Origin of the sequence: Serratia sp. JSRIV001, from assembly GCF_019968745.1 — a bacterium.
Classification (GTDB): domain Bacteria; phylum Pseudomonadota; class Gammaproteobacteria; order Enterobacterales; family Enterobacteriaceae; genus Chania; species Chania fonticola_B.
In genome coordinates this window covers 2,314,144-2,330,015 of record NZ_CP074147.1, presented here as the reverse complement: position 1 = coordinate 2,330,015, position 15,872 = coordinate 2,314,144, and the positions used below count along the sequence as shown (strand labels likewise).

The window sequence follows — 15,872 nt, the reverse complement described above, 5'->3', positions numbered from 1 at the left end:
GATCTGTTTGCTTCCCCCCACGAACATGCTAACTTGCCATGACTATTCAGGAAGGCCGTAGTTATCAGGTTCGGATACCTCATTGCTCTGCGCCCCTTAACTTCACCAGTAATAATCAAGGGGGTGCCCTTGCCCGCCCGGCTTTTCAATCCCGTCGCCATGTACCAAGGGTTGCCAAACGACGTCTATTTTATTGCCTTAGCCAGGTTTGTTCTTGGCCTTGGTAATTTCATCATACCGTTCATGGTTCTGCTGCTAACGCAAAAACTAGGCTATTCAACAACCCTTGCAGGTGGCCTGGCGATGGGAGTCACAGGATCCTATCTTTTGGGGAATCTGGTCGGCGGCAAGATGTCCGATAGTTTTGGCCATAAGAACATGATGATTTGGGGAGAGATCGTCGGTTCGATAATCTTGGTCGTGAGTGGTTTCTTTACCGATTGGCACACCCTGCTGCCCGCGTTGCTTTTTGTCAGCTACTTCTTTTTTGGTGTAGCCCTCCCGGCAAGTAATGCCCTTGTCGCCGACCTATCTACCCCTGCCAATCGCAATGCTGTGATGTCGTTAAGCTATCTTGCCTACAATCTGGGCTCTGGCGTTGGCCCGGTACTGGCTGGCTATCTTTTCTGGAACTACACCGCCTGGATTTTTTGGGGCAATGGCCTCGCTGGCCTGATAGGCGTAGTCATCGTTTTATTGTATGTAGCCAATCCTGCCGACAATCGGACAACAAACTATCGGGAACATTCCGAACTGGAAACAGCCACAGAAGCTTCGGTATGGCAGGTGTTCAAGCAAAGGCCTAGGCTGCTGGTATTCGGCGTGTTGTGTATGCTGCTGTGGTTTTCGTTAAACCAAATGACCATGACTACCCCGCTCTACCTTAGCCATATCTTTGGCCAGCAAGGGCCGGTTTTGTTTGGCCAGTTAATGACCTCCGCCAGCATTTTGGTGGTGGTGATGACACCGCTGATTATCAGAATGACCATCAACATCTGCGACATTAAAAGCCTGGCCATTTCCGCGTTTGCGTTAGCGTTGGGATATGGCATTACCCTGCTATCCCCTCTGGTTGCCATGCAGTTTATTGCCTGGTTTTTCCTTACCATCGGCGAGATCTTGCTCGTCACCAGGGAGGGCATTTATTTAGCCAATAACTCCCCACGCAGCCATCGTGGGCGCATCAGCGGAATAATCACCACCATTCGGAGCCTGGGCCTGATGCCCACGTATATCTTGATGGGGGCGTATATACAAAGTTATGGCTACCAGGACGCCTGGACATTAATCATTGGTATCTCATTGCTTACGGGAGGGATGTTGGTGGCCCTTTCGGCCCAGCAGAGAAAGGTTGGCGAGAAATCATTAGAACAGACCTGACTCACAGACGTTAGCTGGCCAAGGAAACTTGGCCATACTGATAACGCTAGGAAGTCTTAACGCCACTTGCCGATGGTTTTACCGTCACGATAAAAATACCCGCCATAATGACCAGCAGGCCAATACCCAGCGTGAGAGTCAATTGCTCCCCCAGGAAGACAACGGACATCAATAAGCCTATCACCGGCACTCCGAGCATCGCCGTTGACATGCTGGTGCTCGACAACCACATGCTGGCGGCATTCACCGCAACAAAGCAGAATGCGGTCGCCAGCGGCCCCATAAACAGCAGTATTTCGATTAACGATGTAGAACCATCGCCGGTATACGGCCCTTCAAAGACCCGAGCCATCAGTGCTAACGGTACGCTTGCCAGCAGCATCTGCCAGGGAGCAAGCTCATACGCGCTGCACACCCCTTTATGATAACGCAGGTGCAAAATGCACATCGCCCAGGCAAATGAGGCCGTCAGCAACATCAGGTTAGCCACAATCAGAACCTTATCGCCCCAGTTAAACGTGAACGGGTTGAACAGCACAATTACCCCGACACCACCCAGCAACGATCCCATCAGTTGCCGACGTGAAAGCGACTGCCGGAAAAATAACACAGCGATAGGCGTGACCCAGAGCGGCGTGGTGTAAGCCAGGATAGCGGATCTGCCTGCAGGCACTTCGGTCATGGCAAAGGCACCGAGCACGGTAAATGTCAGCATTTGCAGCAACCCGACGCTCACCACCAACGGCCAATCCTTGCGGGGCGGGAATCGCAGCTGTTTGGTCAATATCTGTAGAGCAAACAGGCACAGCGCACCACTGACAAATCGGGTGGTAGAAAGCCAAATCGGCGTCATATGAGAAAGCCCAGCCTTCATCACCGGCCAGTTCGCCCCCCAAATCACAATGGCCCCAACCAGCAGCAGGACGCCCTTGATTTTCACGCTATCGGGCGCGTAGCTCGACACGTTTGGCGAGCCGGTTAAGTATTTACCCTCAGTATCCACAGCGGTTTCTCATCCATTCATTCAATATGCCAATTTTATCTGGATAACCGGGGAAACTTTCTCTTATTATGTTTATCAAATCGGTTTTTATGAGTCATTTTAACCTCATAAATCATATTTTAAGGGTAAATTTTCTCATATGAAGAAGCTTGATCGCACAGACGTCGCCATTCTGAACTCTATGCAGACGAACTCGCGGATCACCAATGCGGAGCTTGCCCGTTCGGTCAATCTATCCCCAACCCCCTGCTTCAACCGTGTAAAAGCCATGGAGGAGTTGGGCATCATCAGGGGACAAGTGACCTTGCTGGAACCGGCTGTGCTTGGGCTCCATGTGAACGTATTTATTCAGGTGAGTTTGGAAAAGCAGGTTGAAGGTGCACTCAGCAACTTTGAACAGGCCATTGATCAGCGCCCAGAAGTGATGGAGTGTTACCTGATGACGGGCGATGCCGATTATCTGCTGCGGGTATTGGTGCCCGATATCCGCGCGCTTGAGCGTTTCATTCTGGATCATCTGACCAAGATACCGGGCGTAGCCAACATCCGCTCCAGCTTTGCCCTCAAGCAGGTACGCTATAAAACGGCGCTGCCGCTACCGGCCGAAGGCATCAGCATAGTCTCGACGAAATAGCCGTTTGATCACGAGTCACGCCTGAGCTGACAAACTTCAACCTGAAATAAACTGCGCGGAAACGGGCGCCTCCGCGCATAGAAGGATTATTTTTTCTTGGCTGTAGTCGGGTTTGGTTTGGCTTTCTTTGGCTTGGCAACGACTTCTGCAGCAACGGTTGACTCTTTAACCGCTGGAGCCGATGTCTTGGCCCTCGATTTTGCCGCTACGGGGGCCTTGTCGACATTGTTTTTTGCTTTGGCCGCAACCACTGCAGGTTTACTTGGCAATGTAGCCATCTTAACCTCCGAGGCAGGGAGCGCTGTAGGGTTGTCCTTAGCCTGAACAGCACCGGGCTCTGCAGCTAATGCCTTATACTTTTCCACCAGGTTTTGGTAAGTGTTTAACGCTTTGGCACCATTAAAGGCGTTGTCAATTTTCCCTGCGCGGATCAACTCGATAACCACCTGCTGGGCCGCTAGCTCTGGATGTTTCGCCGGGTTAATAATCTCAATTTCAAATTCCATCGTCATCTCCTGAGTGAATAGCCGAGTCTTGTAGCATACCAGTTGCCGCTGGCAACAAAATCGGGCTGAATCCATTCAATTTATAAATCGACGATAGAGAAGCCATAGCGCTCCGTTTATATTCGACCACCGTGCTTCGTTGCTTGTTGAATCGCGTTAAGGGCTATTGAGTGCTAGATTTAGATATACCCCTCAGCCACCGAAATACCCGGTCCGTTTCCGTGGCTATAGATCGGCTCATTTTGGAGGAACTACAATGTCAAAAAATGCTGCTCTTATGCTGACACTTACCCTACTTGGCATCGCCCCAGCCCACGCCATCAACGCAAAATTTGCCCAGCAGTTGGAGCGTTCTGGCTGTACCCAAGTGACCGAGACTCAAGGCTGTGACATTCACAAAACCAAGGCCGAGAATGCCAAGGCCGGCTTTGGAGCCGCCCCCACTGCTGACACCAGTGCCAGCCCATATGCCGGTGAGTGGGTTGCCACCTTTCCAGAGACGGGGGCCACGGTAGCGACAATCAGTATCGATGGTAAGGATCGTGTATTGGTGAACGGCAAGCAGGTCAAGGCAAAAAAATCTGATGGCGCGCTGGTGTTCAGAAGTGGCACCATCACTTATACCATTCAAGGAGATCGTCGCCTCAAGGGGCAAGATGTCTGGGTGGATAATGATGCAGGCAGCAAAGGAGTGATTAATGCCAAATAGAGAAAACGAGGAAAATAGTAGATCGCAGAACTAGCGGCACCAGCAGCTCAGTACGCTAAAGGATTTTTTGGGTTTCCTTTAGCATTTTCAGCATGATTTTCCCTGAGTCAGGGGCACTTTTGTAAATACTCAATGCTTTATTTCGGTATATCCCACGATACGTTTTGGCCATGAGCGGGAGAGGTATGAGCACAAAAGGGATCATGCCCGCACCAAACGCTGCCAAACCAAACACCCAGTCCATTAGAGTAACGATCAGTAGAACAAAGCAGTAATGGGCTGCGAAAGCTATACCCGCGCATTTTTTGGCCCAGCCAGGTACAAACAGCTGCGCATAGATCTTGTCATTTCCAAACTCTTCCACAATGCTCCGGGCGGTGGCAAGCATACCCGAAAACCAAAAACAGGGTATATATGTGATGACCAATGAAAACACGACAATAATATCCCACTGACTCATGCTTACTCCCCTGTTTTTATGGTGCGAACCTTTCAGTGTTATTTCCATGAAGATGGGATAGTGACAAGGACTAGCATAAAATGACGTGCTATGCACTTGATTATACCAGCTAATTGTTCTGCATTACACCTTCGAGGATAACGCCCAAGGCAAATCAAATGTTTCAGGTATCTGCACAGCTATCGAAGTATCTCGCTTTGCCGAGCCGCGTCGATTTGCGCCCCTACTTTAGCGGCGATCTCAACCGCTTTTTTTACTACCTCGCCTGCGTTTAATTTGGAACCTACGACTAATCGCCTCTCTACGCTGTCGCAAAATTTTTCTAACCCAGGGAAACTTTTCGCCATGAGTTCTCTCAGCGCTTGACTATCACATTCATCGTCATTGAACTCGTCCTTCACCCAGATAAGCCTTAACGTGAATTTCGATTTTTCATCATCATTTTTGGTCTCACGAAAGATATTCAGATAAATTGGCCAATATCCATCAGAGCTCTGCATCAGCGATTGCATCTCTGCCGTGGAAAATCTAAGCCATAAGCGTCCATGCTCAATGTTTTCATGATCAAGGTCTGGTAATTGCTTGCGCAAGCTGACCAAAACAGAGCCGATCCCTCGGGCTTGCACCAAGAGATCGCATAACTGACGGTTTTGTTGAATGAACAGCAATAGTTCGCTTTCTGGCCCACTAAAGTGCAGAGGTTTCCACTCTGTTGGACCTATCCTTCTGGTTTTTTTGATCGCTTCCACCACAGTCTCATGCTGTGAAGCTAACTCTGCCGCCAGCTCTGAAACGCGTTTTTCGTTCGGGCCTTGCCATCCCGTCTGCTTTTGGCAGTATGCCATCAGCAGTTGGGCAGCTTGGTTATTACGCTCTATGTGATGGCGAGCCCGATTTGCAGACGCTTCCAACCAGCTATAGTCGAGCAAAGCCCACTTATTGCCTAACGACTTTAAATGTTCTTCGGTGTACTGCGACAAATCGCGATCTACCACCAAATAGGCAAAGTCGTAATCTTTAAACACCTTGCGACTGCTGATTTGAGCATTCACAGCGGTGTAATAAGAACTCAGTTGACCTTCCGTTAAGGCGGCTCCAGCCTTATTTTCTATGGTCACGACGATACGATTGTTCGGATCAATCAAAAATAGGTCAAGACGCCCCCTTTTATTGGCCTCGCTGATTGACAAACTGAATTCCCTGGCGATGAACGCAGAACCGAAGCTTGATGTGCGTACACGACCTGGTGTCCATTTCTCAAAGAAGGCCTTATTTGAGAACTTATTCGTCTGTGCGCCTGCATTGTAGGCAGCCACCAACAAGTCCTTAACCACGGCATCACCTTGCCCATGGCCTTCGTTAGGATGGAGACACCAGGCGAGCATATCGGAGTGTTGTGTTTCAGACAGCGAGATAACGTCCAGAAAGTCGTCCGAAACCTTTACACACTCGACCAAGTCGACCAATCGATTATCAGAGAGAAATGAATACAGGTCCTGCGATTCCATAGCTAATTGTCCATTAATAGTTGGGATTGCTGGAAACTCTTTGGGAGATTTCCGTAGTAGGAATAACGAGAAAAAGTTGCAGGGGGTGCCGCTAGTGGGGTTGAATAGTATGCCGACTGCGACTTCTATCTTCCGAGAGCCTCTTCCGAAAAGGTTCCAAAGCAGATTTCAGGCACAAAAAAACCGCCTCTCGGCGGTACGACATTACTACATATTGCTTTGATTATTCTTAGTGTATTTTCCTGGTACCCGGGGCGGGACTTGAACCCGCACAGCCATAAGCCGAGGGATTTTAAATCCCTTGTGTCTACCGATTTCACCACCCGGGCTCGGGAAAATTGGAGGCGCGTTCCGGAGTCGAACCGGACTAGACGGATTTGCAATCCGCTACATAACCGCTTTGTTAACGCGCCTTAATTCTGTTTTGCCTTTGCAGGCTAAAGCTCGCAATCACCAGCTTTACTAAATTTGGAGCGGGAAACGAGACTCGAACTCGCGACCCCGACCTTGGCAAGGTCGTGCTCTACCAACTGAGCTATTCCCGCATTAATCAGAACTTGCTGATTTTTTTAAATCTTTTGGCAACTCACCGCTGCCGTCTGATGCGATGCATTCTACTTATCTGGCGTGGTGAGTCAATAAAATTGTTATCTCACCGGGTTCGTTTGCCGATTTTTACATCGCTTCGATCAAGGTTCCAGCAAATCGCGGCGTGCCGCGTTCAAATATTGGAACATTGACCAGAAGGTCAGCACGGCCGCGATGTACAGCAAGCCGAACGACAGATACTCCACCGTAGGCTCTGGCCGCCACAACAGGCCAACCAATGACATCATCTGCGCCATGGTTTTCACCTTGCCAATCCACGAAACCGCCACGCTGCTGCGCTTGCCGATTTCCGCCATCCATTCGCGCAACGACGAGATAATGATCTCGCGGGCAATCATGGTTGCCGCAGGCAGAGTGATCCACCAGGTGTGATAATGCTCCGCTACCAGCACCAGGGCCACCGCCACCATCACCTTATCGGCAACCGGATCGAGGAACGCACCAAAGCGGGTTGTCTGCTTCCAGCGACGGGCTAAAAAGCCGTCAAACCAGTCGGTTACAGCAGCAAACACGAAAATGACCGCACAGAGCATCGGAGCCCAGACGAACGGCAGGTAAAACGCCAGGACGAAGAATGGGATCAAAACTACGCGGAACAGGGTAAGCCAAGTCGGTATATTCAATTGCATAATGCTGGTAACTATCTGGCTGGAGTGGAAATTAAGAGTATGTTGCTACATTGCCCTCAGTGTTTCAATGCATTGTAGATCTTTTCTGCCAATGCTTGTGAAATACCCGGCACTTTTGCAATTTCCTCAACGCTGGCGTTCAATAATGGTTGAAGTCCACCCATATACTTCAACAGCACCTGACGCCGTTTTGGCCCAACGCCGTCAATCAGTTCAAGGGCGCTGGTGTTTTTGACTTTCGCCCGTTTCTGGCGATGGCCGGTGATCGCATGGTTGTGCGAGTCATCACGAATATGCTGGATCACGTGCAGTGCCGGCGAGTCCGAAGGTAGCGAAATCCCCTCCCCCTCAGGGACGAAGAACAACGTCTCCAGCCCGGCTTTGCGATCGCTGCCTTTGGCAATACCGATCAACAATGGTTTGTTCTTGTCCCAGGTCACGTTGAGCGAATTGAACACGTCAATCGCCATACCCAGTTGCCCTTTCCCGCCATCAATAAAGATGACGTCCGGGATCTTGCTCTCTTCCAGAGCTTTGCCATAGCGCCGTTTCAGCACTTGCGCCATCGCGGCATAGTCATCACCCGGCGTGATGCCGGTAATATTGTAGCGCCGATACTCCGAGCGCAGTGGACCATTGCTATCGAACACCACGCAGGAAGCCACGGTCTGCTCGCCCATGGTGTGGCTGATATCGAAACACTCCATCCGGTTTATTTCGGTCAGGTTCAGCGTTTTCGCCAGTTCCGCCAGCCGCTGATGGATAGTCGATTGCTGAGAAAGCTTGGTGACCAGCGCCGTCGAGGCATTGGTACGTGCCAGCTTCAAGTAGCGGGCACGGTCGCCACGCGGCTTGCTCTGGATCTGGATCTTGCGGCCAGCCAGTTCGCTTAGCGAGCTAGCCAGCAGATCTTTTTCCGGTAACGTAAAGTCCAGCAGGATCTCGGCTGGCAAAGTGCGCGCCTGGCTGCCTTGTAAATAGAACTGGCCCACAAAGGTCTGCACCACTTCACTCAATTCTGTACCACCCGGCACTTTCGGGAAGTAGCTGCGGCTGCCTAACACTTTACCCTGGCGAATAAACAGCACGTGTACGCAGGCCATACCCGCATCGAAAGCCACGCCGATCACGTCCAGATCGTCGCTGTCTCCTGAGACAAACTGCTTTTCCGTTACTCGCCGTACCGCCTGGATCTGATCGCGGATGCGCGCAGCTTCTTCAAAATTGAGCAGTTTGCTGGCGTTTTCCATCCGCGCAATCAACTGGTGCAAGACCTGCTGATCCTTACCGGACAAAAACAGGCGCACATAGTCTACTTGCTGACGGTAATCTTCCTCACTCACCAAACCGGCGACGCATGGCCCCAGACAACGGCCAATCTGATACTGCAGGCAAGGACGGGAGCGATTGCGGTAGACGCTGTTATCGCATTGACGCACGGGGAACAGTTTTTGCAACAGCGCCAGCGTTTCACGCACGGCGTAAGAATTGGGGAACGGGCCAAAGTATTCACCTTTGGCATGCTTGGCACCACGGTGTACCGTCAGCCGTGGGTGGCTATCGGCACTCAAAAAAATCAGCGGATAGGATTTATCGTCACGCAACAGAACGTTATATCGGGGCTGATACAGCTTGATATAATTATGTTCCAACAGTAGCGCCTCGGTTTCCGTATGGGTAACGGTAACGTCAATTTGCGCGATATTTTTGACCAGCGTTTCCGTCTTGCGGCTACTGACCTGAGTGCGAAAATAGCTCGCGAGACGTTTTTTCAGGTCCTTGGCTTTACCCACATAGATCACCGTCCCCGTCAGATCATACATGCGATATACGCCAGGCTGACTGGTTACGGTTTTAAGAAATGCCGGTGCATCAAAACGATCATTCACTGCTTAACAATGTCTCCGCGTTGAACAGCCCGTGTCTGATCGCCAGATGGGTCAATTCAACATCCCCGCTGATATTCAGCTTGGTGAACATACGATAACGATAACTATTCACTGTTTTAGGGCTGAGATTCAGCTGTTCTGAAATCTCATTCACTTTCTTCCCTTTAGTGATCATCAACATAATTTGTAATTCACGCTCAGACAAGGTACTGAACGGGTTTTCCGCCTGCGGCTCCAACTGGCTTAATGCCATTTGCTGGGCGATGTCCGAAGCGATGTAGCGCTGGCCGGCATGTACCGAACGGATCGCATTAATCACCTCTTGCGGTGCTGCGCCTTTGCTCAGATAGCCAGCTGCGCCCGCCTGCATCACCTTGGCAGGCAACGGATTCTCAGTATGAATAGTCAACATGATGACTTTGATATCGGGCGTGTAACGCACAATCTTACGGGTGGCTTCCAGCCCCCCAATACCCGGCATATTCATATCCATCAAAACGATATCGACAGTGTTGCCACGGCACCATTTTACGGCATCTTCACCGCATTGTGCTTCGCCAACAACTTTAATGCCTTTGATATCTTCAAGAATGCGTCGTATCCCTGCGCGCACCAGTTCGTGGTCATCAACAAGAAGAACGCTAATCAAGGAAAATTCTCCAAAATAAGGGAGTAACGCAATCAATCAGCCTCTGTCATCTAAACAGATATTACTTGGTTTTCAGCAAAGAATGAATACAGATTAATACTTACTCTCGGTTAACTATGGTCAGGTTTGTCGACCCCTGTACCACCTTTGTTACGATTAAAGCACTGGTTAACGGATAAAAAACCATCAAGCCTATTAGGCTCAATACATTACCACCATGATACGCCATTTTACGCCTTCTGGCGGGAAAATTAATCGCTGTTTTCACAAAACCAGATAATAACCACCCTGCCAATTATCACCCGTAACTATATGAATTACAAAAAAATAACAAAATTACGCCATTTTTAATCACGTACAAACCGCTGTAGGTAAACCCTTATTCAGAATACATAACCGTTGTAGATGGGGAAAAAGGTGACATTTCAAGAGAAAATAACCGTCCTAAATGTCAATAGCTTGCAGATGAAATAGTTATTCATCACGTCGAATTAAGCCAGTATTACTTTATAAAATCCACGTTATCTGAAAGCGCACATCCCGTCGCTAACTATAAATGAGTATACAGAGGAATTACACCTCTAGCGCAAAAAAATGCCCTGCCGACCAGCCCTAACGGGCATCGTGCCCACGCCACGCGGCCTCAGCGATACGAACTGCCGATGCTGTGATATACTCCGCGCCCTAAATGAGGCACGGGGTCTGCCTGGGTGGGTCGGCAGCGGGTTGTTGTGCATCAAACCACATTTCATATTTCACTTCAGGCTTACGCCTTAAAATTCAGGAGATAAAATGAGCAACGTTGACTTCACTACGTCTGCAAACCCGCAAGCGCTGGCCACCGAAGTGGCCTGCCTCAAAGCTACTTTGACGTTGATATTAAAGGCAATTGGCCAGGCTGATGCCGGTAAAGTGATCATCAATCTGGAACGTTTTGCCGCTCAGGTAGATGACCCGGATCAGGCTGAAATCTTCAAGAACAGTATTCAGCAGATCAAGCACGCCTACCGCCAATAATCCGTGCGCTATCAGGCCCCCGTTTGGGGTCTGATAACGGCTTGGCGATGTAATTAACGCCCCTCCTGAACGGTTGAATGATAAGTTTCGTAACAGAATATTTTCTATCATTAACTTAACCTACATTCACTCTAGCGCATTAATCATTAGTTGAAAAAACAACAATAGGATTAGTCCCATTTAATCATTAATAATATTGTGGGATTTTTATTACCCCATTATTGTTCACGACGCGAATAAATAGCCCTATAGATTAGGAATTAACTTACCTTTCGCGCAGTATCTGCACGGGCATGCTGGCCAGCACCGTTTTCTTTGGGGGGGTGATTGGCCCGCAAGGTGCGGGCCGGGTTTGATGAAGACTCACTACTGATTATCGGACTACCATCACCGAGATCTTGGCGTGGCGGACAATGGCGGCCGCATTCGAGCCGAGCAGGTAGGTTTTGACACTAGGACGGCGAGAGCCAATCACGATCAGATCGGCTGAGATTTCCTCGGCAAGTTGTAACACCTCGTCACGTGGCGAACCGAAGCTGATGGTATAAGAAAGACGCTCCAACGGCAGGTCGATCTTCGCCATGAGTTTCTTCAACCCCTCCACCGCCTTCACTTCAGCCTGATTTTCAAACTCTTTGATGCCAAACGAATAGGCGGTGACAAACGCAGAAGCATCCGGCAAGGCATGGAAGAAATGCACCTTGGCCCCAGACATCTTGGCCAGATACTCCACGTGTTCGAGCGCATGTTCAGTCAATACGTCTTCTGCAAGATCTACCGGTACTAAAATGGTCTTGTACATATTCAATCCCCTCTCTGTATTACCGTGATGAACACAGCTTACCGCTGGCCAATGGGAGCTTGTACCTATTTATGATGCTTTTGTGATCAACAGGTGTAGCTGGTGGCTTCTCGACCTTTTGACCCTCGTTACTCAACCAATGATTTATACTTTTGTGATTTGAACCGCAAAACCAACCAAATGTACGCTGCACGCCCGGCGATCCACTGCCAAGCCGCGCCAGCTGCAGCAATAAACTGATTAGAACTCAACTGCTCCCCGCGCAAAGCCCGCTATTAACGCCCCTCAAGCACAGACAGAGATCAGCATTAGTTTAATCGCCTTTTAGCATTAGTTTTTCTCATGCGAATTTTATAAGCCCCTGTTTAATCAATGAGATAACCACTGCTGGTACTGTTCATTTGCCGCGGTAAAGAGTAATCTTCCGCCCCCTGGACGTCCGATTTGCCTCCCCCTGAGTAAAGAATAATCGGCTTTGATCCCACCTCATTATGTTGTAAAAATGTTGCACAAAGGTGGTGATATTGAGTTACCTTACTTTTGTCGGAAAAACCGGCTAATACAGATAAAAAAGAGCCACTTCAGAGCTCGCCATTCCACTCATGACAGGTAAAAACAGGACAGCATACGATGGTAGATCATTCTAAAATAGCAGTGGACGCCACGCCCGGATCAGAAGATCACCTCAGGCGAAACCTCTCAAACCGACATATCCAGCTGATCGCTATCGGCGGTGCCATTGGTACAGGTTTGTTTATGGGTTCCGGTAAGACCATCAGCCTGGCCGGGCCTTCCATCATCTTCGTGTACATGATCATCGGCTTTATGCTGTTCTTCGTGATGCGCGCGATGGGCGAGCTGCTGCTCTCCAATCTGCAGTACAAATCTTTCAGCGACTTTGCTGCCGATCTGCTCGGCCCCTGGGCAGGGTTCTTCACCGGTTGGACTTACTGGTTCTGTTGGGTGGTGACCGGTATTGCCGACGTGGTGGCCATTACCGCCTACGCGCAGTTCTGGTTCCCCGACCTCTCCCAATGGATCGCCTCTTTACTGTGCGTGTTGCTGCTGCTCAGCCTGAACCTGGCAACGGTGAAAATGTTCGGTGAGATGGAGTTCTGGTTTGCGATGATCAAAATCGTCGCGATAGTGGGCCTGATCATCGCCGGTCTGGTGATGGTGGCGATGCACTTCGAATCCCCAACCGGCAGCGTAGCCTCCTTCTCCCACTTATGGAATGACGGCGGCATGTTCCCGAAAGGCATTAGCGGCTTCTTTGCCGGTTTCCAGATTGCGGTGTTTGCCTTTGTGGGTATCGAGCTGGTGGGAACCACCGCGGCCGAAACCAAAGATCCGGAAAAAGTGCTGCCACGCGCCATCAACTCCATCCCGATCCGCATTATCATGTTCTACGTTTTCGCGCTGATCGTGATCATGTCGGTAACGCCTTGGAACTCGGTGGTGGCCGATAAGAGCCCGTTCGTCGAGCTGTTCGTACTGATTGGTTTGCCAGCCGCAGCCAGCGTGATCAACTTCGTGGTGTTGACCTCTGCCGCCTCTTCCGCCAACAGTGGCGTGTTCTCCACCAGCCGTATGCTGTTCGGCCTGGCGCAGGAAGGCGATGCGCCTAAATCCTTTGCCAACCTGTCCAAGCGTGCGGTACCGGCAAACGGCCTGACCTTCTCTTGTATCTGTCTGCTGGGCGGCGTGGTGCTAATCTATCTGATCCCGAACGTCATGACCGTATTCACGCTGGTCACCACCGTGTCGGCCATTTTGTTCATGTTCGTCTGGACCATCATCCTGTGCTCGTATCTGGTCTACCGTAAGCAACGCCCGGCACTGCACCAGAAATCGATCTACAAGATGCCTGCCGGTAAGTTGATGTGCTGGGTATGCATGGCGTTCTTCGCATTCGTGCTGGTGCTGCTGACGCTGCGCGAGGACACACGCCAGGCGCTGGTCGTCACGCCGCTGTGGTTTATCATTCTGGGGATCGGTTATCAGTTTGTGCGCCGTAAGAAGGCGGCCTAACCCTAGTTATTACAACGCCGCGTTCTCACGCGGCGTTTTTACAGTTGCGGCATGCAGCGCCCGCCCCTATGTCAACTCTACTGGCTTTGGTTTACGCCGAATACGCAACTCACTGACAATCACCCCCAGCACAATCAACCCTGCGCCAATCAGCGCCAACCCAGGCAAACGCTCACCGGCGATACGGCCGACTATCCCAGCCCATACCGGTTCACCGGCATAAATCACCGTGGCACGGGTAGGTGAAACGCTGCGTTGTGCCCAGTTCATCGTCAGTTGGATCACCGCACTGGCGATCCCCAGCCCTACCGCGCTGTAAAGCAGATAGTTGGAAAACGCCGGAACCGACTCCCCGGTAGGAGCCATCATCAAAAACGATAACAACGACGCAGTAGCCAACTGTACAATGGTCACCCGCCGCACATTGACCTTGCCCGCAAAAGCACCGATTAAAATCACCTCGATAGCGATCGCCAGCGCACTGACCAACGTCAGGAATTCACCGCCGCTGAATGCCAGGCTGGAACTGCTTGGCCCACTCAACAGCATCAGCCCGACGAAGGCCAGCAGAATGCCAATCCAGGACATAATCCCCGGCATACGGCCAAGGACTAACCACTGCAATAACGGCACAATCGGCACGTACATGGCGGTAATAAATGCCGACTGGCTGCTGGTAATGGTTTGCAGCCCCATGGTTTGCAGGCCATAGCCGAACATGATCGAGGTGCCGATAAACACCCCGGCCTTGATTTCGTACCAGGTCATCCCCCGCAGCGAACGCAGAGAAAACAGCACCAGCGCCAACGTCGCGGTGCCAAAACGTAGCCCGACAAAAAAGAATGGCCCGCTGACCAGCATCGCCTGATGCACGGCCAAAAAGGTGCCGCCCCAGAGCATGGTGATAAGGACCAGCACGGCCTCCTGGGGTTTGATTTTCAGAAACAGCGCGGGAGTAGAGTTTTTCTTGACCGTTGACACTGACTTGCCCTTCCTGCTGGGTGCAATAAAATACACAATTTCTGCCAGTATGGGGAAAAGGCTAGCAATGGGCAATATCGTGCCGGATTGGCAGCAGCAATCGCCGCCCGGTGCCGAGGGTTGACAACCCATCCTCCTGGGTCTTTTTACTCTTCCTGGGCCGGGACTTCCGGCAGCGTTTCCAACGGCGGCTGTATCCCCTCAGAGATGTAATCTACGGCAGCCAGGGTGCGCTCGTTGCCCATAGCGTCTTCCACCACCACATGTTTGATAGCGCCATCAGAAAGTATCACTCGCTTAATGCCACGTTCGGGTTCCATATCTCCTCCCTGTGTGAATATCTGCCCCTCAAGTTTAGCCTGTGCAGCGCTTGTCGGGTTGCGGTCTAAGCGTTTATCTGAATACCCTTCGCATTTTTTATCATAGGGCACCGGTTATCAGAGCTCCAGGCGGCAATACACTTTGTATAGACAGCGAAAAACCATCACTAGCAGTTATACATAGAAGGCAAACCATCAATCATCCCTATCTTGTTTGCGGAACCCGAGCAGGGTTAAAATGCCGACCAGCCTACCGCTCACCCGTTGAACGTCCGGTCGATTCAAGCTGTGTCCGCCTGTCAGCCAACCAAAGCCAGGCGTTCTATTTTTTGCGTACTGCAAAGGGAAATAAGTCAGTGTCTAAAGATTTTGATGAACTAATAAGAGACATGGATCTTATTATTGAAAATGTAGACAGTTTCAAGGCTATGGCCCCACGCATGCCGCCACCGGCGGTAGAAGCGCCGCCAACAGCCCACTCCTACGATTCATTCTGCGAAAACATTGCGCTGAAAGTGGTACTGAAGGTTCTGCTGTCATCGGTAGACAAGATCGTCAAGGTGCAAATCGCCAACCGGGTTGAGCAAGAGATCACCCAGATCGAGCAACAGGTCGTCTTGGCTGGCGGTGGCCCGGTTGCGCCCGAAGACCTGGCGCAGATGACCCACTACGTGCGCCGCACCGTTCACGATTTACTCAATTGAGTTCCGCCAGAAAAACGGCGATGCGTCAGGGATGGATTACT

At 50.7% G+C, this 15,872-nt stretch carries 16 protein-coding genes and 3 tRNA genes; 6 read left to right on the top strand and 13 right to left on the bottom strand.

The window, feature by feature from the left end; genetic code table 11:
• Nucleotides 1–129: 129 nt before the first annotated feature.
• Nucleotides 130–1,380 carry an MFS transporter gene (locus tag KGP17_RS10520; RefSeq protein ID WP_223499271.1) on the top strand — a complete coding sequence of 417 codons (1,251 nt, stop codon included), beginning with the start codon at nt 130–132 and terminating at the stop codon, nt 1,378–1,380.
• A 46-nt stretch (nt 1,381–1,426) separates the two neighbouring features.
• Here KGP17_RS10520 and KGP17_RS10515 read toward each other — a convergent pair whose 3' ends face one another.
• Nucleotides 1,427–2,383, bottom strand: a complete 957-nt coding sequence (locus KGP17_RS10515; protein ID WP_223499270.1) for a DMT family transporter — start codon at nt 2,381–2,383, stop codon at nt 1,427–1,429.
• Between the two features lie 139 nt (nt 2,384–2,522).
• Here KGP17_RS10515 and KGP17_RS10510 point away from each other — a divergent pair, with 139 nt between their 5' ends.
• The gene (locus KGP17_RS10510) at nt 2,523–3,017 is read left to right on the top strand and encodes an Lrp/AsnC family transcriptional regulator (protein WP_024485698.1); all 495 of its coding nucleotides are present in this window, start codon (nt 2,523–2,525) and stop codon (nt 3,015–3,017) included.
• An 86-nt stretch (nt 3,018–3,103) separates the two neighbouring features.
• Here KGP17_RS10510 and KGP17_RS10505 read toward each other — a convergent pair whose 3' ends face one another.
• Nucleotides 3,104–3,523, bottom strand: a complete 420-nt coding sequence (locus KGP17_RS10505) for a hypothetical protein (RefSeq protein WP_115158355.1) — start codon at nt 3,521–3,523, stop codon at nt 3,104–3,106.
• A gap of 256 nt (nt 3,524–3,779) precedes the next feature.
• On the opposite strand from KGP17_RS10505, the gene KGP17_RS10500 reads away from it, so the two are divergent.
• Nucleotides 3,780–4,232, top strand: coding sequence for a hypothetical protein (locus tag KGP17_RS10500; RefSeq protein ID WP_223499269.1), 453 nt, complete (start codon nt 3,780–3,782; stop codon nt 4,230–4,232).
• 55 nt (nt 4,233–4,287) lie between these two features.
• Here KGP17_RS10500 and KGP17_RS10495 read toward each other — a convergent pair whose 3' ends face one another.
• From KGP17_RS10495 to uvrY, 8 genes are all read right to left on the bottom strand, one after another.
• On the bottom strand, nt 4,288–4,692 hold the full coding sequence (locus KGP17_RS10495; protein WP_059200536.1) for a hypothetical protein: 405 nt from the start codon (nt 4,690–4,692) through the stop codon (nt 4,288–4,290).
• Nucleotides 4,693–4,871: 179 nt separating this feature from the next.
• Complete coding sequence (locus tag KGP17_RS10490) at nt 4,872–6,200, bottom strand: PD-(D/E)XK nuclease family protein (RefSeq protein WP_059200535.1); 1,329 nt, start codon at nt 6,198–6,200, stop codon at nt 4,872–4,874.
• A gap of 243 nt (nt 6,201–6,443) precedes the next feature.
• Nucleotides 6,444–6,529: transfer RNA gene (locus KGP17_RS10485), tRNA-Leu, on the bottom strand.
• Nucleotides 6,530–6,539: 10 nt separating this feature from the next.
• Nucleotides 6,540–6,613, bottom strand: a tRNA-Cys gene (locus KGP17_RS10480).
• A gap of 56 nt (nt 6,614–6,669) precedes the next feature.
• Nucleotides 6,670–6,745: transfer RNA gene (locus KGP17_RS10475), tRNA-Gly, on the bottom strand.
• 144 nt (nt 6,746–6,889) lie between these two features.
• The gene (gene pgsA, locus KGP17_RS10470; RefSeq protein WP_021804755.1) at nt 6,890–7,438 is read right to left on the bottom strand and encodes a CDP-diacylglycerol--glycerol-3-phosphate 3-phosphatidyltransferase; all 549 of its coding nucleotides are present in this window, start codon (nt 7,436–7,438) and stop codon (nt 6,890–6,892) included.
• Between the two features lie 56 nt (nt 7,439–7,494).
• On the bottom strand, nt 7,495–9,327 hold the full coding sequence (gene uvrC / locus KGP17_RS10465; protein ID WP_071680541.1) for an excinuclease ABC subunit UvrC: 1,833 nt from the start codon (nt 9,325–9,327) through the stop codon (nt 7,495–7,497).
• On the bottom strand, nt 9,320–9,976 hold the full coding sequence (gene uvrY / locus KGP17_RS10460; protein ID WP_021178351.1) for a UvrY/SirA/GacA family response regulator transcription factor: 657 nt from the start codon (nt 9,974–9,976) through the stop codon (nt 9,320–9,322). Before uvrY ends, uvrC begins: the two co-directional genes overlap by 8 nt.
• A gap of 792 nt (nt 9,977–10,768) precedes the next feature.
• Here uvrY and KGP17_RS10455 point away from each other — a divergent pair.
• Nucleotides 10,769–10,993, top strand: coding sequence for a DUF2594 family protein (locus tag KGP17_RS10455; protein WP_021178352.1), 225 nt, complete (start codon nt 10,769–10,771; stop codon nt 10,991–10,993).
• 373 nt (nt 10,994–11,366) lie between these two features.
• Here the strand turns inward: KGP17_RS10455 and KGP17_RS10450 are convergent, their stop codons facing one another.
• Nucleotides 11,367–11,795 (bottom strand): universal stress protein, encoded by a 429-nt coding sequence (locus tag KGP17_RS10450; RefSeq protein ID WP_021804757.1) that lies wholly within the window; start codon nt 11,793–11,795, stop codon nt 11,367–11,369.
• A 630-nt stretch (nt 11,796–12,425) separates the two neighbouring features.
• Between KGP17_RS10450 and cycA the strand changes: the two genes are divergently transcribed.
• Entirely contained in the window at nt 12,426–13,826 is a 1,401-nt protein-coding gene (gene cycA, locus KGP17_RS10445; protein ID WP_024486730.1) for a D-serine/D-alanine/glycine transporter, read from the top strand.
• 66 nt (nt 13,827–13,892) lie between these two features.
• Here the strand turns inward: cycA and KGP17_RS10440 are convergent, their stop codons facing one another.
• Nucleotides 13,893–14,807, bottom strand: coding sequence for a DMT family transporter (locus KGP17_RS10440; protein WP_218519463.1), 915 nt, complete (start codon nt 14,805–14,807; stop codon nt 13,893–13,895).
• 146 nt (nt 14,808–14,953) lie between these two features.
• Nucleotides 14,954–15,127: a hypothetical protein gene (locus KGP17_RS10435; protein ID WP_021804758.1), complete on the bottom strand. Its 174-nt coding sequence runs from the start codon at nt 15,125–15,127 to the stop codon at nt 14,954–14,956.
• 389 nt (nt 15,128–15,516) lie between these two features.
• On the opposite strand from KGP17_RS10435, the gene KGP17_RS10430 reads away from it, so the two are divergent.
• Nucleotides 15,517–15,831, top strand: a complete 315-nt coding sequence (locus tag KGP17_RS10430) for a hypothetical protein (RefSeq protein ID WP_024528493.1) — start codon at nt 15,517–15,519, stop codon at nt 15,829–15,831.
• Nucleotides 15,832–15,872: the final 41 nt, after the last annotated feature.

Coding starts and splice junctions, on each gene's coding strand:
- KGP17_RS10495 (WP_059200536.1), bottom strand. CDS start 4,692: ATGAGTCAGTGGGATATTATTGTCGTGTTTTCATTGGTCATCACATAT.
- KGP17_RS10510 (WP_024485698.1), top strand. CDS start 2,523: ATGAAGAAGCTTGATCGCACAGACGTCGCCATTCTGAACTCTATGCAG.
- KGP17_RS10490 (WP_059200535.1), bottom strand. CDS start 6,200: ATGGAATCGCAGGACCTGTATTCATTTCTCTCTGATAATCGATTGGTC.
- KGP17_RS10450 (WP_021804757.1), bottom strand. CDS start 11,795: ATGTACAAGACCATTTTAGTACCGGTAGATCTTGCAGAAGACGTATTG.
- KGP17_RS10435 (WP_021804758.1), bottom strand. CDS start 15,127: ATGGAACCCGAACGTGGCATTAAGCGAGTGATACTTTCTGATGGCGCT.
- KGP17_RS10430 (WP_024528493.1), top strand. CDS start 15,517: ATGGATCTTATTATTGAAAATGTAGACAGTTTCAAGGCTATGGCCCCA.
- KGP17_RS10505 (WP_115158355.1), bottom strand. CDS start 3,523: ATGGAATTTGAAATTGAGATTATTAACCCGGCGAAACATCCAGAGCTA.
- KGP17_RS10455 (WP_021178352.1), top strand. CDS start 10,769: ATGAGCAACGTTGACTTCACTACGTCTGCAAACCCGCAAGCGCTGGCC.
- pgsA (WP_021804755.1), bottom strand. CDS start 7,438: ATGCAATTGAATATACCGACTTGGCTTACCCTGTTCCGCGTAGTTTTG.
- cycA (WP_024486730.1), top strand. CDS start 12,426: ATGGTAGATCATTCTAAAATAGCAGTGGACGCCACGCCCGGATCAGAA.
- KGP17_RS10500 (WP_223499269.1), top strand. CDS start 3,780: ATGTCAAAAAATGCTGCTCTTATGCTGACACTTACCCTACTTGGCATC.